The organism is Ruegeria sp. F12, assembly GCF_056533885.1.
Map to the genome: position 1 here is coordinate 242,922 of NZ_JBQFOV010000005.1, position 20,346 is coordinate 263,267.

Annotated in this window: 19 protein-coding genes; 11 read left to right on the forward strand and 8 right to left on the reverse strand. The window is 58.5% G+C overall.

Annotation, left to right across the window (positions count from 1 at the left end; all coding sequences use genetic code 11):
- Positions 1-20 precede the first annotated feature (20 nt).
- Positions 21-1,226, reverse strand: coding sequence for a multidrug effflux MFS transporter (locus tag ACR0CA_RS09595; protein ID WP_170769148.1), 1,206 nt, complete (start codon positions 1,224-1,226; stop codon positions 21-23).
- A 183-nt stretch (positions 1,227-1,409) separates the two neighbouring features.
- Between ACR0CA_RS09595 and ACR0CA_RS09600 the strand changes: the two genes are divergently transcribed.
- The 3 genes from ACR0CA_RS09600 (at position 1,410) to ACR0CA_RS09610 (ending at position 4,030) form a co-directional block, all read left to right on the forward strand.
- A complete protein-coding gene (locus ACR0CA_RS09600) occupies positions 1,410-2,942 on the forward strand; it encodes an acyl-CoA carboxylase subunit beta (protein WP_170784020.1) in 1,533 nt (510 codons plus the stop codon).
- 238 nt (positions 2,943-3,180) lie between these two features.
- Positions 3,181-3,540: a DUF6497 family protein gene (locus ACR0CA_RS09605; protein WP_174819314.1), complete on the forward strand. Its 360-nt coding sequence runs from the start codon at positions 3,181-3,183 to the stop codon at positions 3,538-3,540.
- 136 nt (positions 3,541-3,676) lie between these two features.
- Positions 3,677-4,030: a hypothetical protein gene (locus tag ACR0CA_RS09610; RefSeq protein WP_480856961.1), complete on the forward strand. Its 354-nt coding sequence runs from the start codon at positions 3,677-3,679 to the stop codon at positions 4,028-4,030.
- Between the two features lie 89 nt (positions 4,031-4,119).
- Here ACR0CA_RS09610 and ACR0CA_RS09615 read toward each other — a convergent pair whose 3' ends face one another.
- Positions 4,120-5,277 (reverse strand): DcaP family trimeric outer membrane transporter, encoded by a 1,158-nt coding sequence (locus tag ACR0CA_RS09615; protein WP_480898598.1) that lies wholly within the window; start codon positions 5,275-5,277, stop codon positions 4,120-4,122.
- A gap of 650 nt (positions 5,278-5,927) precedes the next feature.
- Between ACR0CA_RS09615 and ACR0CA_RS09620 the strand changes: the two genes are divergently transcribed.
- Both ACR0CA_RS09620 and ACR0CA_RS09625 read left to right on the forward strand, forming a co-directional pair.
- A complete protein-coding gene (locus tag ACR0CA_RS09620; RefSeq protein ID WP_170769152.1) occupies positions 5,928-6,131 on the forward strand; it encodes a hypothetical protein in 204 nt (67 codons plus the stop codon).
- 114 nt (positions 6,132-6,245) lie between these two features.
- Positions 6,246-8,291 (forward strand): acetyl-CoA carboxylase biotin carboxylase subunit, encoded by a 2,046-nt coding sequence (locus ACR0CA_RS09625; RefSeq protein ID WP_480898600.1) that lies wholly within the window; start codon positions 6,246-6,248, stop codon positions 8,289-8,291.
- 76 nt (positions 8,292-8,367) lie between these two features.
- Here ACR0CA_RS09625 and ACR0CA_RS09630 read toward each other — a convergent pair whose 3' ends face one another.
- Positions 8,368-8,814: a DUF4174 domain-containing protein gene (locus ACR0CA_RS09630; RefSeq protein ID WP_170769154.1), complete on the reverse strand. Its 447-nt coding sequence runs from the start codon at positions 8,812-8,814 to the stop codon at positions 8,368-8,370.
- A 168-nt stretch (positions 8,815-8,982) separates the two neighbouring features.
- On the opposite strand from ACR0CA_RS09630, the gene scpA reads away from it, so the two are divergent.
- From scpA to ACR0CA_RS09660, 6 genes are all read left to right on the forward strand, one after another.
- Positions 8,983-11,109 carry a methylmalonyl-CoA mutase gene (gene scpA, locus ACR0CA_RS09635; RefSeq protein WP_170788276.1) on the forward strand — a complete coding sequence of 709 codons (2,127 nt, stop codon included), beginning with the start codon at positions 8,983-8,985 and terminating at the stop codon, positions 11,107-11,109.
- A 70-nt stretch (positions 11,110-11,179) separates the two neighbouring features.
- Positions 11,180-11,782 (forward strand): VOC family protein, encoded by a 603-nt coding sequence (locus ACR0CA_RS09640; protein WP_480898604.1) that lies wholly within the window; start codon positions 11,180-11,182, stop codon positions 11,780-11,782.
- On the forward strand, positions 11,779-12,267 hold the full coding sequence (locus ACR0CA_RS09645; protein WP_480898606.1) for an N-acetyltransferase family protein: 489 nt from the start codon (positions 11,779-11,781) through the stop codon (positions 12,265-12,267). Before ACR0CA_RS09640 ends, ACR0CA_RS09645 begins: the two co-directional genes overlap by 4 nt.
- Before the next feature lie 45 nt (positions 12,268-12,312).
- Positions 12,313-12,993: a TerB family tellurite resistance protein gene (locus ACR0CA_RS09650; RefSeq protein WP_480898609.1), complete on the forward strand. Its 681-nt coding sequence runs from the start codon at positions 12,313-12,315 to the stop codon at positions 12,991-12,993.
- Positions 12,994-12,998: 5 nt separating this feature from the next.
- Positions 12,999-13,988 (forward strand): endonuclease/exonuclease/phosphatase family protein, encoded by a 990-nt coding sequence (locus ACR0CA_RS09655; RefSeq protein ID WP_170769159.1) that lies wholly within the window; start codon positions 12,999-13,001, stop codon positions 13,986-13,988.
- A gap of 37 nt (positions 13,989-14,025) precedes the next feature.
- A complete protein-coding gene (locus ACR0CA_RS09660) occupies positions 14,026-14,397 on the forward strand; it encodes a hypothetical protein (protein WP_480898612.1) in 372 nt (123 codons plus the stop codon).
- Positions 14,398-14,400: 3 nt separating this feature from the next.
- Here ACR0CA_RS09660 and ACR0CA_RS09665 read toward each other — a convergent pair whose 3' ends face one another.
- The 5 genes from ACR0CA_RS09665 to ACR0CA_RS09685 all read right to left on the reverse strand — a co-directional run bounded on the left by ACR0CA_RS09665 (position 14,401) and on the right by ACR0CA_RS09685 (position 20,187).
- Positions 14,401-15,945: a Ppx/GppA family phosphatase gene (locus tag ACR0CA_RS09665; protein ID WP_170784035.1), complete on the reverse strand. Its 1,545-nt coding sequence runs from the start codon at positions 15,943-15,945 to the stop codon at positions 14,401-14,403.
- 49 nt (positions 15,946-15,994) lie between these two features.
- A complete protein-coding gene (locus ACR0CA_RS09670; protein ID WP_170784037.1) occupies positions 15,995-16,684 on the reverse strand; it encodes a P-loop NTPase family protein in 690 nt (229 codons plus the stop codon).
- Positions 16,685-17,758 (reverse strand): AI-2E family transporter, encoded by a 1,074-nt coding sequence (locus ACR0CA_RS09675; RefSeq protein ID WP_170788284.1) that lies wholly within the window; start codon positions 17,756-17,758, stop codon positions 16,685-16,687. It lies immediately after the preceding gene.
- Positions 17,759-17,848: 90 nt separating this feature from the next.
- Positions 17,849-18,823: an isopenicillin N synthase family dioxygenase gene (locus tag ACR0CA_RS09680; protein WP_480898616.1), complete on the reverse strand. Its 975-nt coding sequence runs from the start codon at positions 18,821-18,823 to the stop codon at positions 17,849-17,851.
- The gene (locus ACR0CA_RS09685) at positions 18,823-20,187 is read right to left on the reverse strand and encodes an FAD-dependent oxidoreductase (protein WP_480898619.1); all 1,365 of its coding nucleotides are present in this window, start codon (positions 20,185-20,187) and stop codon (positions 18,823-18,825) included. Before ACR0CA_RS09685 ends, ACR0CA_RS09680 begins: the two co-directional genes overlap by 1 nt.
- Positions 20,188-20,346 lie beyond the last annotated feature (159 nt).

A 20,346-nucleotide genomic window follows, 5' to 3' on the forward strand; every position in this document is an offset into this window, starting at 1 on the left:
AAATAACTGTGCAAGTACCGCTATAGACCCAGCCGTCTTTCCCGCCGAATAACAGAGACTATCGCGCCTACGGCAAGCAGAGCGGTTATCAGCATCAGCCAAAGCAACGGCATCGCTCCTGTTTCATGGGTTAGCAGAAACCCGGCCAGTGCACTCAGACCAGCTCCGCCTGCCAGCATGATGGCACCACTTAGACCCGCCGCCGTTGCCGCCAGATGCGGGCGCACCGACAGGGCACCGGATGTGGCATTGGGAATTGTCATGCCATTTCCGATACCCACAATCGTCATCAAGCCGAAAAAGCTGAGCGGTGTCCCAAGTCCAATCAGGAACAACAGTGCGGAAATCAGCACGCCGCACGCGTTCAGAATGCAGCCGCGCAGGACCATCCGGTTCACACCGAATTTGACGGAAAACCGCCCGCTGATGAAGTTCCCGGCAAAATAGCCCAGAGCGGGTGCACCGAAATAAACGCCGACCTCGGCTGCGGACATGCCGAAGATCTCGGTTCCGATGAAAGGTGCGCCGCCGAGATAGGCAAAAAACGCGCCGGATGACAGGGCGGACGACATCGAATAACCCCAGAAGCGGGGCGAGGTGAGGAGTTCGGGGTATTCGCGGAACTGTTGCAGCAGCGTCTTGCCGCTTTTGGCCGAGGTTTCACCGAAATCCTTGAAACACAGGATCAGTGTCAGAGTGCCCAATACGAAAGGCAGCCAGAAATTTGCCTTCCAGCCGAAGGATTCCTCCAACAGCCCTCCGATTGCCGGGGCGATCATCGGAACGACGGCCATGCCCATGGTCACATAGCCGATCATCGACGCCGCCTGATCCTGATCATACAGGTCTCTCACAGCTGCCCGGCTGAGGACCATACCTACGACAATAATCGCCTGCGACATGCGAAAAGCCAGAAAGACCTCGGCATTAGGCGCGTAGATGCAGCCAAGTGTTACGATCAGGAACAGGGCCATGCCCCACAGCAAAACGGGTCTGCGACCGGCCTTGTCCGCAATCGGGCCGATGAGAATCTGCAAGATCGCACTGACCATCAGGTACAGCGCGATGGACAACTGCATAACCCTGTAGTCGGTTTGGAAATGCACGGCCATGTTGGGCAGGCTGGGCAAATAAAGATTCAGACTGAGCGCCGACAGGCCCGATAAGAGTACCAGCGTGGCGATAGACGGAGGCGAACGCCGTGCGGGAGGTGGTCCGAACTGCATGGTTCAATGGTATAATCTGGGATTTCGGGAATGCCACCTACCATTTGACATGAGTATGTAACTTTTCAATTTTGCATTATTCTTTAGATGTGTAGCCAAAACTTTGCAAATTTGCCGAAAGTTGCTTTGGAATGGCGCTTTGTCCGTATAGTGTCCCGCCAAATTACATAGGGGATTATCGTCATGAAAGACATCCTGACCGAGCTTGAAGACCGCCGCAACAATGCCCGCTTGGGGGGTGGTCAAAAGCGGATCGACGCGCAGCATGGGCGCGGCAAGCTGACGGCGCGCGAGCGCATAGAGCTGCTGCTCGACGAAGACAGCTTTGAAGAGTTCGACATGTTTGTCAGTCATCGCTGCACCGATTTCGGGATGGAAAACCAAAAGCCTGCGGGCGATGGGGTGGTCACCGGTTGGGGCACGATCAATGGTCGTATGGTCTATGTGTTCAGCCAGGATTTTACCGTGTTTGGCGGGTCTTTGTCTGAAACCCATGCGCAGAAGATCTGCAAGATCATGGATATGGCGATTCAAAACGGTGCACCGGTGATCGGGATCAACGACTCGGGTGGGGCGCGTATTCAGGAAGGTGTCGCCTCGTTGGCGGGTTATGCCGAGGTGTTCCAGCGCAATGTTATGGCTTCGGGTGTGGTGCCGCAGATCAGTGTCATCATGGGTCCGTGCGCGGGTGGCGCAGTGTACAGCCCGGCGATGACCGACTTCATCTTTATGGTCAAAGACACGTCCTACATGTTCGTAACTGGCCCTGACGTGGTGAAGACTGTCACCAATGAGGTCGTTACCGCCGAAGAACTGGGCGGCGCATCGACCCACACCAAGAAATCCTCGGTCGCTGATGGAGCATTTGAAAACGACGTTGAGGCGCTGGCCGAAGTGCGCCGTCTGGTCGATTTCCTGCCGCTCAACAACCAGGAGAAACCTCCGGTCCGCCCGTTCTTTGATGAACCCGATCGGATCGAGACCTCGCTGGATACCTTGATCCCGGACAATCCGAACACGCCTTACGACATGAAGGAACTGATCACCAAGGTGGCGGATGAGGGCGACTTCTACGAAATTCAGGAAGACTACGCCAAAAACATCATCACCGGTTTCATTCGCCTCGAAGGGCAGACCGTAGGTGTAGTCGCCAACCAGCCGATGGTTCTGGCCGGGTGTCTGGACATCGACAGCTCGCGCAAGGCGGCGCGGTTCGTGCGGTTCTGCGATTGCTTTGAAATTCCGATCCTGACACTGGTCGATGTTCCGGGCTTCTTGCCGGGTACCAGCCAGGAATATGGTGGCGTGATTAAGCACGGTGCAAAGCTGTTGTTTGCCTATGGCGAGGCCACCGTTCCAAAAGTCACGGTGATTACCCGCAAAGCCTATGGCGGGGCCTATGACGTTATGGCATCCAAACACCTGCGCGGCGACTTCAACTATGCTTGGCCCACAGCCGAGATCGCGGTGATGGGTGCCAAGGGCGCGACCGAGATCATTCACCGCGCCGATCTGGGTGATGCCGAGAAAATCGCGCAACACACGCAGGATTACGAAGATCGTTTCGCCAATCCCTTTGTCGCAGCCGAGCGGGGCTTCATCGACGAGGTGATCATGCCGCAATCGACGCGACGTCGTGTTTCGCGCGCCTTTGCAAGCCTGCGGAACAAGAAGCTTAAGAACCCGTGGAAAAAGCACGACAATATCCCTCTGTAACAGAGGGCTGGTTTCGGTATGCGCGATGAATCGCCGAAATTCACGCGCTGCTGGCCAATGTCACATAACTTTTACAATGGGCCAAGTTTGACTCTGAGTGCAAAGCTGATACATGGATACCCTTATCAGAAATAGAAAAGCGCGGGCCAAAAGCCATGCGCGCGCAATCCCGGAGAGAGGAGCTCACCTTTGGTGGGTCTGGGATTGCGCCTTAACTCTGTTTTTCCTGAATATTACTTTGCCTGCGGTTGCTGAAACGCCCCCTCAGCTGCCCGTGCCGTCCGGTCAACCCGTTCATCTGACTCAAGTTCTGTTGGATGAAAATCCGGGCGAACTGTGGCTGCGCTTTCGCTTTGTGGCGCCCAAGATCGGATCAGATGTTGGTCGTATTGGGTATGACGTCGCCTCGGTGGACATGCAACATCTGTGCCAAACGCTGGCTGTCGCCTATGTCGCCGAATACGATTTGAATCCTGCGCGCGTGGTGATTTCGCTGTCGGACCGGCCGACCGAGTTTGGGCAGACCGAGCCCGATGCCACGCAGTTTTTCGAAGCCTACCGGTTGGAGCAATCGCAGTGTATCTGGGAGGGGCTCTGACCATGAATGCTGATTTTCAGACGGACAGAGCGTTTCTGACCAGCCATGCAGCTTTGGAGGCGTGCGATATGACCTCGTCCATCAACGGATGTGATTTTCTTTTCCCGGAAGGCACTAATGCCAGCGGGGTGGCGATATGCTGAAGCATCGCGGATTTCCGGGGCGCCTTGCCGGAACAGATTTTCAGTTCACCATTCGCCGCGCCAACCCCAAGGGGGTAACGCCCCTGACCCGGCGCGAGCGCTTTCGGGATCGTAAACCAGCCGACCGGCGCGCCGATGCGGGTTTTATGGAGGCGCTATGGCAGCACTTCGGGGATCAACCATTTGAGCGTGGCAATCTGGATGCCGGCCGCCTGAGCTGGTTGTTCGAACGCGAAGTCGTTCCAGCCGAGGATCCGTTTGATCCTACCAGCTATGATGCGCTTTTGGTGATTGATCTGGATGTGGCCAAGATGTCCTTTCCCGACATCTTTGACGGACTGCGCTAAGCGTGCTTGCTGAGGTCGCATATCCTTCACGGGTGTTTCCCAATGGGAAAACCCTGCCCCGCAGTGGGGGGCAGGGTCGTGATATGCGATCAGAAGTTCAACTGCGCCGCAACCTGAACGCGGCTACCGTCAAAGTCCTCACCCGAGATTACGTCGTTCCGCTCGCCGTAGATGTATTCAGCGCTCAGAGTCAGAGTCTCGGTTGCCTGATAGAAAGCATTGACGTGGATCGTCTCCAGTTCGGTGAAGGCCAGATCGCCAGTCGAGGTGGCAAGGTCATAGTCTTCGTAACCGTAGGCGATACCAACATTCCACTTGTCGTTGACTTGCTGACGCAGTTCAACGGTGAAACCGTCGACATCGTTGGCTTCACCGCCAACGACCGGATCACCCAAGCCGATCAGCCACGGACCCAGCGCCTGACCAGTCACGTAGTTGACCTGGAACAGACCGCCTTCCCACAAACGAGCAGAACCAGACAGGGTCACGCCCCACTGGTCGACTTCGTTGAGGCCGCCGCCGTCTTGCGCGCGACCGTAAAGGCCGGCAATGCGTCCGATGTATTTGCCGTCATTGTATTCAGCCGACGCGGTGAAGACCGGATCATCAGAGTTCGATCCGCCGACGTTTTCTTCGATTGCGAAAGCGATATCGGTGTTTTCGACCGAGGAGACAGTATAACGGATCTGCGGAACACGGGCAAAGGCGATACCGACGGGACCGTTAAATTCGACCGAGGTCGGATAGGTGTCCAGCGGCTGGAAGTTGGTCCAGAACTGACCAATCAACCATGCGTCACCAATGCGGATGTTGGCGTGACGCAGGCGCAGTTCAGCAGCTCCACCGCCTGCAAACAGGTCAAGTTCCAACTGCCCGCCAATGTCTCCAATGGCGCTGGGTGTGCTGGTCAGCAGGCCAATGCGCGACTGACGAACGGTCGCACCAAAAGTGCCGCTGGTTGCCGTCGAAGGTTCACCGATGACGTTCACGAAAGCGGTGTCGCCTTGATCAAAGTCGAAGTCATAAAAGAAGTCGGCTTTGACATAGCCGTAGACGTCCAGCGTCGTATTCCCGATCCTGAATTCACCGGGGGTCGCGTTCGGTCCCTGAGATTCCAAGGCTTCGATCCGAAGGCGCAGTTCCTCCAGTTCGGCCTGCGTATTCGCATCCTGGGCATAAGCAAGCGTGCCAGTCACACTGAGCGCAGTGGCAGCGAGCAGAGATGCCGTTTTTCTCTTTGTAATCATTTGGATGTTTCCTTGTGTGCGAGTGTGCACGCGCAACCTTCCACGGCGGCGAAATTCTTGGAAATCACGAGATCGGGACTGCAGAGCGTAAATTTCTCAAGAAAAAGTGCTCCAAAAAACGTTCGATTTCACACGCGTGTGAAGCCTGTATTTAAAACGTGGAATACAAGGGATTTTGACGTTCACATTGCGGTGGCGAAAAGTGATGCTGCACTTGCAAAGTGTCTCATTCCGATAGTAAATCGTAACGAATTTGTGACGCTTTTGAGCCCAGTTCCTCGTGAAGGCGTGAGAATCGGTATAGGCGCTTATTTGCGCGGCTTTTTCGGGAATGGGCAGATTCCAGCCGGAAACCGTGTGCCTCGTGGATCGCAGTTTTCACGTGCAACTTCACCGTGCATGTTGAGCGGGCCGTGCGGCTCTACTTTGCCTGCGTCGCACATGCACCTACTATTCCGTACCCCTTCCTACCGCGGGCAGGCTTGTGAGTTACACAAAACCCTGCCCGCGTTTTTCTTTGTCCATGAATCGGTTCTAGGACGGCAAAAACCTGCGCATATTCTGCAATTTCCCCTGGTGTTATTGAATATCACTCCGCAAATCCGACATCAGCGTTCGAATGCAGTAAAAATTCTGAAGGGGCAGAAATCATGCAATTCTCGAAACTGGCACTGGCGCTGGCCGTCTGCGGGGGCCTGTCGGCCTGCGGCGACAACTTTGGCGAACAGGCGCTGTTCGGCGGCGGCGCGGGGGCGCTGGGTGCCGCCGTTCTCAACGCGGACCCCATCGTGGGCGCAGCCGTCGGGGCCGCTGGCAACGTATTGTATTGCAAAACGCAAAACAACTGTAGGTAAAGAAATCAACGGGGCGCGTGTCGCCTCGACCGTCATCGCGCGAAACGCCGTCGTGGGGTCTATGCCCCGCGGCGGCGTTTTGCGTTTCTCAAACATCAAGACAAAGGACGTTCCATGTTCAACAAGATCCTGATCGCCAACCGGGGCGAGATCGCATGTCGGGTCATCAAGACCGCGCGCAAAATGGGAATTGGCACCGTCGCCATCTACTCGGACGCGGACCGCAACGCGCTTCATGTGTCGATGGCGGATGAGGCCGTACATATCGGCCCGCCCCCCGCGAACCAGTCCTATATCGTGATTGACAAGGTGATGGACGCGATCCGTCAAAGCGGTGCTCAGGCGGTGCACCCCGGTTACGGCTTCCTGTCTGAAAACGCCAAGTTCGCCGAGGCGCTTGAGGCCGAGGGCGTAGCCTTTGTCGGCCCTCCGGTCGGTGCGATCGAAAGCATGGGCGACAAGATCACCTCGAAGAAGATTGCGCAGGACGCAGGCGTGTCGACGGTGCCGGGCTATATGGGCCTGATCGAGGACGCCGATGAGGCCGTGAAGATTTCCAACGACATAGGTTATCCAGTAATGATCAAGGCCAGCGCTGGGGGCGGCGGCAAAGGCATGCGCATCGCGTGGAATAATGAAGAAGCGCGTGAGGGTTTTCAATCGTCTAAGAACGAGGCCGCGAATTCCTTTGGAGATGACCGGATTTTCATTGAAAAATTCGTGACCCAGCCGCGGCATATCGAGATTCAGGTTCTGTGCGACAGCCACGGCAACGGTATCTACTTGGGCGAACGTGAATGCTCGATCCAACGCCGGAACCAGAAGGTTGTGGAAGAAGCTCCGTCGCCGTTCCTTGACCCGGAAACGCGTAAGGCGATGGGTGAACAAGCTGTCGCGCTGGCCAAGGCCGTGAACTATGCCAGCGCCGGAACCGTCGAGTTCATCGTGGATGGGGAAAAGAATTTCTACTTCCTTGAGATGAACACCCGCCTTCAGGTGGAACACCCTGTGACCGAGTTGATCACCGGCGTCGATCTGGTCGAACAGATGATCCGCGTGGCCGCAGGTGAAAAGCTGTCGATCACCCAAGACGACGTTGCTCTGACCGGCTGGGCCATTGAAAACCGCCTGTATGCCGAGGACCCGTATCGCGGTTTCCTACCCTCGATTGGGCGGTTGACCCGCTATCGTCCTCCGGCGGAAACGGCGGCTGGCCCTATGCTGGTGAACGGTAAATGGCAGGGGGATGCACCCCAAGGGGCGTCGGCAGTGCGTAATGATACCGGCGTCTATGAAGGTGGCGAGATCAGCATGTACTACGACCCGATGATCGCCAAACTGTGCACCTGGGCCCCGACTCGTGATCAAGCGATCGAGGCGATGCGTGTGGCGCTCGACAGTTTCGAGGTCGAGGGCATTGGTCACAACCTGCCATTCCTGTCAGCGGTGATGGATCATCCCAAATTCATCAGTGGCGACATGACCACCGCTTTCATCGCCGAAGAATATCCCGACGGTTTTGAAGGCGTCACCCTGCCAGAAGAAGACCTGCGCCGTATCGCAGCGTCTTGCGCGGCCATGTACCGTGTCGCTGAAATTCGTCGCACCCGCGTCTCGGGCCGTATGGACAACCACGAGCGCAAGGTCGGCGCGCATTGGAATGTTGCGCTGCAGGGTCAGGAGTTCGACGTCAGGATCGAAGCGGATAAAGAGGGCGCGACGGTTGCCTTCTCGGACGGCACGAGCCTGCGGATTGCCTCGGATTGGACACCGGGCGACCAACTGGCTGTTTTGGATGTCGACGGAGAGTCGCTGGTCATGAAGGTCGGCAAAATTTCGGGTGGGTTCCGTATCCGCAACCGGGGTGCAGACCTGAAGGTGCATATCCGCCGTCCGCGTCAGGCGGAACTGGCCAAGTTGATGCCCGAGAAACTGCCGCCAGATACTTCGAAAATGCTGCTCTGCCCGATGCCCGGCCTGATCGTGAAGATCGACGTCGAAGTGGGGCAAGAAGTACAGGAAGGTCAGGCGCTGTGCACCGTCGAGGCGATGAAGATGGAAAACATTCTGCGCGCCGAGAAAAAAGGCGTGGTCGCCAAGATCAACGCGGACCCTGGTGACAGCCTTGCCGTGGACGATGTGATCATCGAGTTCGAATGATCATGAGCGTGCTATTGTCATATCCCTATGACGTCCCGGCGTTCTGCGCCGGGAACTTGGGGCGTGGCGAAGGCGCTCAACCGCCCTCGCGCCGTTCGCGAATCTCGCGTTCGCGCAGGGGGGTTTTGTCGATGGATCGGCCAATCTCACGCACGCTCCAAGGGGACGGTTTGCGTAGTTTCACCACGCCGTCCTTGTCGACAAACACCATCTGGAACCCGCGCGGGCGCAATTGCGAGCGGATCGGGGACCGGTCAGACGGGTCCGTGTCGGTGATGACAATCACATCGCGATCACGCATCGCGGCTTCGCCTTCGACCAGCATGTCGATCTGTTGCTGGAATCGCGGATCGGCGGGGGTATCGGCAAAGACGATGATGGGCCGGTTGACCCACAGAAACTCGGACAGTTCGCTGTCGCCTGCGGGTCGAACAAACTCATCTTCCGCAGGTGCGGACCCATCGGCCGCCATCGCAGCCAGCGGGATTAGTGCCGAGAAAACAAGGGCAAGCGTGCGTGTCATGGGGCCTCCTGTTCCATTGAATATAGCTGCTGCTTTGACGAATGCGACCGGCGATTTGCCTGGATCGCTCAAAATTTCGCGCTTTGACCGGGTTGGCGGGGCAGGGTGCAGCACAACACCGCGGTGGCCTCAGCCCGCCGTGATCCGAATTGACGAGAGGAAATCGACATGACCAACACCAAGGACTGGCAGGCGCTGGCGGAAAAAGAGCTGCGCGGACGGCCGTTGGATGATCTGACCAAAGAGACGCTGGAAGGCATCGACGTCAAACCGCTTTACACGGCTGAAGATACCGCAGATCTGCCGCATATGGGCAATTTGCCGGGGTTCGGCCCGTTCACGCGCGGGGTGAAGGCCACGATGTATGCGGGGCGCCCCTGGACGATCCGCCAATATGCCGGGTTTTCAACGGCTGAGGAATCGAACGCCTTTTACCGCCGCAATCTGGCCGCCGGGCAGCAGGGCGTGTCTGTGGCCTTCGATCTGGCCACGCACCGCGGCTATGACAGCGACCACCCGCGTGTTGTCGGCGATGTGGGTAAGGCTGGTGTAGCAATCGACTCTGTCGAGGACATGAAAATCCTGTTCGATGGCATCCCGTTGGACAAGGTCTCGGTCTCGATGACCATGAACGGCGCTGTGGTTCCGATTCTGGCCAGTTTCATCGTGGCAGGCGAAGAGCAGGGGCATGACAAATCCGTGCTGTCCGGCACCATTCAGAATGACATTCTGAAAGAGTTCATGGTGCGCAACACCTATATCTACCCGCCTGAGCCGTCGATGAAGATCATCTCGGATATCATCGACTACACCTCGAACGAGATGCCCAAGTTCAACTCGATTTCGATCTCTGGCTACCACATGCAGGAGGCCGGCGCGAACTTGGTGCAAGAGCTGGCCTATACGCTGGCCGATGGGCGCGAGTATGTGCGTGCGGCGACGCAAGCCGGGATGGATGTCGACAAGTTCGCAGGCCGTTTGTCGTTCTTCTTTGCGATTGGTATGAACTTCTTCATGGAGATCGCGAAACTGCGCGCTGCCCGCACCCTGTGGCACCGTGTGATGACCGATTTCGGGGCGAAATCAGAGCGGTCCAAGATGTTGCGCACTCACTGTCAGACCTCTGGCGTTTCGCTTCAGGAACAGGACCCATACAACAACGTGATCCGCACGGCGTATGAGGCGATGAGCGCGGTTCTGGGTGGAACGCAAAGCTTGCACACCAACGCGCTGGACGAGGCAATCGCGTTGCCCACTGATTTCTCAGCCCGCATCGCGCGCAACACACAGTTGGTGCTGCAGGAAGAGACCGGTGTAACCGATGTGGTCGATCCTCTGGCGGGCTCATATTACATTGAAAGCCTGACCAATGAGCTGGTCGAAAAAGCCTGGGCCCTGATGGAAGAGGTCGAAGAGATGGGCGGCATGACCAAGGCTGTTGCCTCGGGCATGCCCAAGCTGCGGATCGAGGAAAGCGCCGCGCGCCGTCAGGCGATGATCGACCGGGGCGAAGAGGTCATCGTCGGCGTCAACAAGTACCGCAAGGAGCAGGAAGACCCGATCGACATTCTGGACGTTGACAACGTCGCTGTGCGCGAAGCGCAGGTGGCGCGTTTGGAAAATATCCGCGCCACGCGCGATGAGGCCGCGTGCCAACAGGCGCTGGACGCCCTGACCAAAGCTGCCCAAGAGGGCGGAAACCTGCTGGCCGCCGCCGTTGAGGCCGCCCGCGCCCGTGCATCCGTAGGAGAGATCAGTATGGCTATGGAGAAAGAATTCGGTCGCCACCGCGCCGAGGTGAAAACGCTGGCCGGTGTCTATGGCGCGGCCTATGAAGGTGATGAAGGCTTCGCCGCCATTCAAAAATCCATCGAAGATTTTGCCGAGGCCGAAGGCCGCCGTCCGCGTTTGCTGGTGGTCAAGATGGGGCAGGACGGGCACGACCGGGGTGCCAAAGTGATCGCAACCGCCTTTGCCGATATCGGGTTTGACGTGGACGTGGGCCCTCTGTTCCAGACGCCGGCCGAAGCTGCGCAGGACGCGGTGGACAATGACGTTCATGTGGTCGGTATCTCGTCGCAGGCGGCAGGGCATAAGACGCTTGCACCGCAACTGGTCGAGGAACTGAAGAAAGCCGGGGCCGAGGACATCATCGTTATTTGTGGCGGCGTGATCCCGCAGCAGGACTATCAATTCCTCTATGACAACGGTGTTAAGGCGATCTTTGGTCCGGGCACGAATATCCCCGAGGCGGCGCAAGACATCTTGAGTCTGATCGGCGATACCCGTGCATAGACTGAGATTTTTCGTCGAAAAATCTTATGCTAGAAAGTCTTCGACGAAGACTTTCTAGCAGGGGGCACCAATGCAACTGGATCATCTGGCCGTGGCGGGCGAGAATTTGCAAGAGGCCACAGCCCATATTGAACAAGCGCTTGGCGTCGCCCTACAGGAAGGTGGCAAACACGAGGCGTTTGGAACGCATAACCGGCTACTAGGCTTGGCTGACGGGCTGTATCTAGAGGCAATCGCTGTCGATCCCGATGCCCCCAACCTTGAACGCACACGCTGGTTCGATCTGGACCTGTTTCAGGGAACCGCGCGTCTGTCCAACTGGATTTGCCGCGTCCCCAGTATCGCAGCGGCGCTGGATATGTTCCCCGACGGTGTCGGACAACCAATTGATCTGGCCCGAGGCGCCCTGCGGTGGCAGATGGCAGTTCCGCCCAGCGGGCGTTTGCCGTTCGACAATCTGTTTCCTGCGCTCATCCAGTGGCAAGGGGACCTGCACCCAGCCCGGATGTTGCAACATAGCGGTTGTCAGCTAAGGCGGCTGGTGGTCACGCATCCCGAAGGGTTGGAACTGGCAAAACTGGTGGGCCAAATGGATCGCGTGGTGTTCGATACCGGCCCCGCCGCGCTAAGGGCCGAGTTTGAGACGCCGCATGGCCTGCGCGTGCTGGAATGATCATTCGCCCGGCGCAGGTTTTGGACGCCCCGGCCATAGCTGACATCACCAATGCGATCATCCGAGACACTTTGATCACCTTCACAACGGATGAACGAAACGTCGAGAGCATCACAGAAGATATCTCCGGGCGTGGCCCCGCTTTCCTGGTGGCCGAGCAACACGACAAGGTGCTGGGTTTTGCCACTTACGCTCCGTTTCGGTTTGGTCCCGGATACGCGCAATGCCGCGAGCATTCCATTCAACTGACCTCTGCCGCGCGCGGGCAGGGTGTCGGGCGCGCGCTGATGGGTGCCTTGGAAAAGGTGGCAACGGCAGAACAGGTGCATGTTCTGGTCGCGGGGATTTCCTCGGCTAATCCTGGTGCGATGGCGTTCCATACGGCGATGGGGTTCGCCGAGACCGGTCGGATGCCCGAGGTGGGCTTCAAATGGGGAAAACGGCTGGATCTTGTGCTGATGCAGAAAATTCTGACACCGCAGTGATTGGTCGCACCTGACACGGGCGAATTCAGAGGGTAGGGTGCCCTCATGTCGATCTGGACCCGCATATCCGACGCGCTCAGCGCGCTTGCCCAAGGCGAAAGCCTTACGGCTGTTTTCGAAAAGCTGCGCACGCCGCCAGAGCGTTCGGTCGCGTTTACGATCGCTGTTATCGCGCTCGGGGCCAAGATGGCCAAGGCCGATGGTCAGGTAACGCGGGATGAGGTCACGGCCTTTCGCGACGTCTTTCAAATCGCACGCGAGGACGAAGCCGACGCGGCCCGCGTTTTCGACATGGCCCGGACCGATGTTGCCGGCTATCAGGAATACGCCCGCAAGATCGCCGGGATGTTCGCCGATGACAGCACCACCTTCTGCGACCTGATGGAGGGGCTGTTTCACATCGCCATGGCCGACGGGTTCTATCACCCCAACGAAAACGAGTTCCTAGAGGAAGTCAGCCGGATCTTCGGCCAAACCGAAGCTCAGTTTCTGGCCCTGCGCGCGCGGTTTGTGCCGGATGCGCCGAATGACCCTTACACGGTGCTGGGGGTGCCTCGGGATATGCCTTTGCCAGATATCCGCAAGATCTGGCGTCAACTGGTGCGCGAAACCCATCCTGATGCGATGATGGCGCGCGGCGTCCCGGAAGAAGCGATCCGGCTGGCCGAGAAAAAGATGATCGACATCAACCGCGCCTGGGATGAGATCAACGGCGCGCGAGTCTGACCGCGATGCGGCTGGCGACCTACAATATCGAATGGTTCGCCAATCTGTTTGACCGCAAGGACAGGCTGATTGTTGATGACAGTTGGTCTGGCAGGCAAAATATTACCAAAGCTCAACAGGTCGAAGCCATCGCTAAGGTCCTGACTGCGGTCGACGCGGATGCGATGTTGATTGTCGAGGCGCCAAATACCGGCAAAACTCAGAACAGCGTGCGCGCCCTGCAAGGGTTTGCAGAGGCGTTTAATCTACGCACCAGCCATGCGGTGATGGGATTTGCCAACGATACGCATCAGGAACTGGCGCTGCTCTATGATCCTGCGGTGCTGACGGTTCGTCATGACCCAAAAGGGACCGGGTCAAATGATGCTCCTCGTTTTGATGGGGCGTTCCGAATTGATCTCGACATTGACGCCACCGAAGACCTTGTCGAGTTCTCAAAACCGCCGATGGAGCTTGCGGTGACGACGTCCGATGGAGCCAGTTTTCGCCTTATTGGCGCGCATCTCAAATCCAAAGCCCCCCACGGAGCCAGTAGCCGGGACGAAGCGATCCGCATATCGATTGCCAACCGGCGCAAACAGCTGGCGCAGGCAGTGTGGCTGTCGCGGCGCGTTCGGGCGCATCTTGAGGCGAATGAGCCGGTCATTCTGTTGGGCGATCTCAACGACGGGCCGGGACTGGACGAATTCGAAAACCTGTTCGGGCGATCCTCGGTCGAGATTCTGGTGCAAACGGGATTGTTTGATCCCCATGCGGTTTCGGCCCACACAGAAACGCCACCGTCAACGGCCCGTTTCGCGCGGCCGGCCGATGGCGGTTATCTTGAGGCCCTGCTGGACTACATCATGATCAGCGATGGTTTGCGGGCGCTAAACCCGCGCTGGCGGATTTGGCATCCGTTCCATGACCCGGCATGTTTGGCCGCAAAGGAGTTACACGGCGCGCTTCTTACGGCCTCTGACCACTTTCCGGTCACGTTGGATATCGACCTGTGACCTTACATGCGCGGTATTTTCGCCTTATATTCTCACCATGAGACATTTCATCACGATCTGCGCAATTTCCACGACGCTCAGCACGCCTGTTCTTGCCGAGGACGAGCCCGGCCCATCACTGATGGAGCAGGGCGCTGAATTGTTCTTTGAAGGATTGCGGAAGGAAATGGAACCGGCGTTGGATGAATTGCTAGGGCTGGCCGACCAGTTTGGGCCGGCAATGCAGTCCTTTATGGCCGAAATGGGTCCGGCTTTGGCCGATCTGGCTGCCGAGATCGAGGATTGGAGCGCCTATGAGGTGCCTGAAATCCTGCCCAATGGGGACATCATCATCCGCAAAAAACCGGAACCCCCGGAAGTTGCGCCGCAGACGCCACCCGAGGCACCCGAAGGTGAGATTGATATCTGAGGTTCAGCCTTTAAGCACAATCCGGGTTTCGGATTTCAACGCAGTTGCCAGAGAATTCAGCCGCGCCTCGGCCACTTCGCTGAACAAGGCGGCAGCGGTTTCGGGCAAGAACAACTCAAGCTGGCGTTTCTTGGGGTAAAAGCGCAGCTTGCCCATGGTAGCGTCGTTTTGCATCCACAACATTGCACCAAAGCGCATGGCCTTGCCCAGAATCTCGGCCTGTTTCTGGCCGTTTTCGTCCAGCAACTCGTATAGCGGCGCAAAGCGGGTGTCCTCGCGCTTGTTGCGATAGCGGTGCTGCAAAGCCAGCCCGATAAATACCCGTTCCGAGTGTTTCAGCCCGCCCAGATTGGCGCGGGTGACATAGTCGAAGCAAGTCTCTGCCCGGTAGTCGGGATGAGCGCGCCAGCTAACGTCATGCAGCAGACAGGCCGCCTTGATTAGCCGCACCCGCGCTGGCGGGGCAGATTTGAACAGGGGCATCACGAAGTCGAACAGGTGTTTGCCGAAACCGGGTAGGCGCGCATCCTTGGCCTCGGAAAACCGGCTGGCTTCGATCAGCGGATCACGGTCGCGCAGAATTTGCGGCATCTGTTCGTACAGCAGCCCCTCGCGGATACCATAGCTTGAGATCGCAATATCCTTGGGCTTGAAGGTGCGCAGCAGCCGCGCGAGCACGTCCATCGCGTAAGGGATCAACGCCATGCGCGAGCTTGAGACACCGGCGCGATTGCGCAGTTTCTCGGAGTCGCCTTTTTCGATGAACTTGATCGTTTCATGTACCTGCTTGGTGGTCATGCGGTATTCATGCAAAACGTTCAGGGGATAGCCCCGACGCAACATGTCCAGACGCGCAAAGGCCCGCCAACTGCCGCCGACCAGAAACAAACGATCCCGCTGCGGACCAAGCCGGTCGCGCAGGTCCTCCATCGTTTCCTTGATATGCGCCTTGCGTGCCCGGCGACCACCTTTAATGTCGCGCAGTTTCAGCGGACCAAGGGCTGATGTCAGGCGGCGGCCTACGTCTCCCTCCCCGATTTCGGCCAGTTCCATCGAGGAACCGCCGATGTCGCAGATCAACCCATAGGCACCGGGCCAGCCTAGCAGGACGCCTTGGGCAGACAGGCGCGCCTCTTCCCCGCCATCGATGACCGAGACGGTCAGGCCGGTCTCGGCATGGACGTCTTTGCAGAAGGCCGGGCCATCCTTGGCTTCGCGCACGGCGGCGGTGGCGACCACGTGCAGGCCGGGCAGACCCAGATCATCTGCCAGTTGGGCAAAGCGGCGCAGGGCGGCGAGGGCGCGCTCTCGTCCGCGCGGATTGAGCCGCCCGGTCTCGGACAGACCTGCGCCCAGCTCACACATGACTTTTTCGTTGTAGAAATAGGCGGGCGAGCGCGCCGCGCCGTCAAAGATCACCATCCGGACCGAGTTTGACCCGACATCGACAACGCCGACGCGCGACAGAGCGCGGGCCTCGGGGTTGTCGAATAGCGGCTTTCCGAAAGGTCCCCAGTCGGGGATGTCGGTCTCGACGGTCTGATCCATGTCTCTTCCAGATATTCCGTGCTTAGAATGCGAAATCGTTCGTTGCGGGTCAATCGCCGGATGCGACTTCGGCGGGGTCCGAATTGAGAACCCGCACAGCCAACGCGCGGGTAATGTCGCGTTTCTCGGTCAGGGCCAGCATATCAAGCTGGGCGACCACGTCGGCAGCTGTTTCAAACCGACGGTCCATATGTTTGACGAGGTACGAGATCACCTCGGGGCCAGGGTTCAACTGCCGGTCCACGAATAGTTTAGCCAGAACCGCGCCCAGTAAAGCATCGTCGGGCGGGTCCAGCGAAACGTGATGCGCGCCTTCGATCCTGCTTTGCAGATCGGGCAGGGGCAGTTCCCAGAATTTCGGAGCCAGACGCCCGGTCATAAGCAGGGCATTACCTTCGGCCAAAGTCAGGTTGTGCAGGTGAAACAGCGTTTTTTGCCGTTCGGCATCGTCGGCGATCATCGGCACATCTTCGATGGCAATCGGAGTTTGGGCCAGTGCGGGAACATCTTCGTGGCGCAGATCGGTGGCATGCAGAATACGCCCGCCGGTTTCCGCCGCCCAAACATGGGCCAGATGCGTCTTGCCTGAACCGGCGGGGCCGCTCAGGACCAGCTTGTTACCCGGCCAGGACGTTGCCGAGATCATGGCGACCGCCAGCGCGTTTGCGGGCGAGACGAAAAAATCCTCGCGCCCCAGCGCAGTTTTGGCTGGAAGATCGAAGTTCAGTTGGCGAGCCATTCAGTCGTCTTTCTGGTTCAAGCCTTCCAGGCCGGTATACAGTCGGCTGTCCAGATAGACCGAGGTGCAGAACCGTGCAAGAACCCCCAGCGCCGCCGCGACCGGAACTGCCACCAGCATTCCGACAAAGCCAAACAGCGCTCCAAACACTGACAGGGCCAACAACAGCCAGACCGGATGCAGCCCGACCGAGCTGCCGACCAGCTTTGGAGTCAGGAAATTGCCCTCGGTCACCTGACCGACCGCAAAAATACCCGCGACAAGCGCGATATGCGCCCAATCGCCCCAGAACTGGAACAGCGCCAGACCGATGGCCAGCGATCCTCCGATCAGGGCGCCCAGATAGGGGATGAACGTAACCAGCCCAGCGATGAACCCAACGATTAGTCCGAACTGCAGACCGACAGCCATCAGCGCGACCGCGTAGTAGGTGCCCAATATCAGGCAGACCGTGCCCATGCCGCGCACAAATGAGGCCAGAACATCGTCGATTTCACCCGCCAGCCGTTTGATGGTCGGGGCGTGGTCACGGGGCAGAAGCTCTCCGATCCGGGCGATCATGCGATCCCAGTCCAGCAGAAGGTAGACGGCCACAACGGGCACGATCACCAGCAGGACAACGACGTTGATCGCCGACCCGAGCGAGGCGGCGACGGATTGAAGAACATCCCCGGTTTTGGATTGCAACGTTTCACCCAGCGACACCAGGAACTGATGCGAACTGGATTGGGTATCAAGGAGGGAAGGGAATTTTTGTTCGACAAAGCCGCGCAGCTGTTTGACGAGGCTTGGCATGAACTCGATCAGATCAATCAGCTGCGTCACTAGCGCAGGAACCACCATCAGGATCAGCAGGACAAAACCCAAAATGCCAACCACGGTGATAAGCCCGGTGGCGGCCATCCGGGACAGGCCAAAGTTTTCAAGACGGTCGGCGACCGGATCAAGGAAATAGGCAATGGCCCCGCCGATCACAAATGGAAGCAAGACATCGCCAAGGGCCCATAACATCAGCACAAATACGGCTGCGGCGATGCCCCAATACCTAAGCTGATCCTTCACCGGCAAAGCCATGGCTGTCCCCTTTTTGCGGCGCTTGCCATCGTTCTTGGCGTATGCAGCACGGTGATGCAAGTGCTTCATGCAAGGGATATTTTCAGCCTGTCAGTCTTGCAACGTTCCCAGTTCCGGCGTCGCCTCATCCGCAATTTCATCGGGCCAGTTGGTTCGCCATATTTCGGCCGACCAGTGACCGCAGTGAACAGCCGGGCGGTCAAAACCGGGTTGCGGCTCCAACAAGGGCGAGACAACAACGTTATGGCGTGGCACCGCGAAATAGGGAAACGAGTACCGTTCTTGTCCAGATCGGTTCACGACCCGGTGTGGCGTGGATTTCAAGCGCCCACCGGACCATAGTTCCAGCATGTCACCGATATTCACGACAAACCCGCCCGGCGGGCAGTCCGGCGTGATCCAGCCACCTTCGCGGTTCTGAACCTCCAGCCCTCCAACTGGGTCTGGGGCGATGATGGTAAGCGCGTCGGTGTCCTTGTGCGGGTGGATGCCATAGCCGCCTTCATCCGGAGCCTGCGGCGGGTAATGCAGCAGAGTCATGTTGGTCATTGGATCGACAAAGGCATCGCGAAGGGCGCGCGCGGGCAGGGGCAGGCCGACCTCTAGCGCGCCCAGCAGATGATCGGCCACCGCATCCAGTTTCGACCAATAGCCAAGTATCGTGTCGCGCGCGCTATCCACGCCCTTTGGCCAGAGGTTAGGGCCATAAAGTGCGCAGTCCTGCCGGATCGGTGCATCGGGGGCCACGTCATAGTGTAGCTTGTAGCCTTCGTATTTGTCGGCCTTGCCTGATCCGTCATTGGGGGTGAAGAATCCCATGGGGATGTATCCACGATAGTTCTCGCGCGTGATGGCCTGATCCCATTTGGTGCTTTCCTCGACCGCAAAGATATCGCGCACGCAGGCGCGCACGGCGTCTACAGTATCGGGGGAAATGCCGGTGCCGGTGATCGACAGAAAGCCGATCCCAGTGCAGGCGTCCATGATTTGCTGAACGGTTCGGGCATAGTCCGGGTGCGCAGGGTCACGCAGAGGCGAAATGTCGATGGTCGGGATATGCTGCATCAGTGAATCCGCACGCCCTGACGGTCGAGTTCTTTGTGGACGGGGGCGAGGTTCATCGTGTCGACCTCCTGATTGCTTTTCAGCGACAGCGCAGCGGCGATGCCTGCGCCTTGGCCCATGACAGCGCAGCAGGCCATGTTGCGTGTGGCGGCATGGGCCACTTTGTCGGCTCCGTGGGAACGGCCCGCTACCAGTAGCCCTTTGATTCCCTTGGGGAGCATCGAACGATAGGGCACCTGCATGTACCGCCCCGTGGTGGGCAGGATTAGGATGCCATAGCCGTCAATGAATTCGGGGTAGATGCCGATCGTATCTTCGAACCGGCCCTGATGGCGGGCGTCATCCTCGGTCATGTTGTAAATCGCGTCGATCTTGCGGGTGTCGCGGATGCCGATGGTCATTCCGAAATTCCGCAGCCGCGCGTTTTCGCAGCCCGGCATGAAGCGCCGCAGTGCCTCGATGGCCAGCATCGACTGACGGCGGCCCTCGATCTCGCCCCGTGTCAGGCTGTCGGGATCTGTTCCGTCGATTTCGGCCAGATGGATGAGGTTCATATAAGTCAGCTCACCAGTGTCATGCATCGCGCCCCACGTGCCAGCGATGGTGTTCAGGTGCGGCGGGATCATCCCTGCATCCATCGCCTGTTGGAAGGGTTTGTGAACGAAGGGCGAGAACATGTCGTCCTCTTTGCCCGAGGTCTCGATGTTCCATTCACCGCCGCCGCCCCAGTCCTTGTAGGTCTGCGGATCGGCCTTGACGCCTTCCATAAAGGCGCGCTTGTCGACACCGGCCAGATGGAACATGACCGAGGCCGCCATCATATCCTCGCGCGCGGTTTTGTGGGTGGGCGCACCGGCGCGGTGGGCGACATCGGCGTCGCCGGTGGCGTCGATCACGACGCGGGCCAGAATCGCCTCGCGACCCGCTTTGGATTCGGTGATGATGCCGGTGATCCGGTCGCCTTCCATGATCGGGGCCACGAACTGCCGATGCAGCATCGGATGTACGCCTGCTTCCTGCACCAGCTTGTCAGCCACCAGTTTGAACCCTTCGCTGTCCAACTCATAGCTGAGCGATTGGCTTTCGGGCACCGCCGCGCCCATCTCCTTGGCGCGGGTCTCGAACTCCATCCCGATGCCGCCTGCCTCGACCGTTTGTTTATGGCGATACCAGGCGAACCCTTCGACCCCAACGGCGGTGATGTTGCCACCCATACAGCCGAAGCGATCGACCAGTGACACCTCGGCCCCGGCGCGCGCGGCGGCCAAAGCGGCGGCCAGCCCGGCGGGGCCAGAGCCCACGACCAGAACATCTGTCTGGTGAACAACAGGAATTTGACGGGCGGGTTCCGAGATTGTCTGCATCGGGGCCTCATGTTTTTACATTCCTGTCACATTTGAGATTCCTGACTGGCGGGTCAATAAAAAATGCGACGGGCCGGGGGTCGCAAAAACGCCATTGCGTGATTGCCCCCGGCGAGGCTTTGGCATAATCACCTTGCAGCGAAATTTTCACCTTTGAAG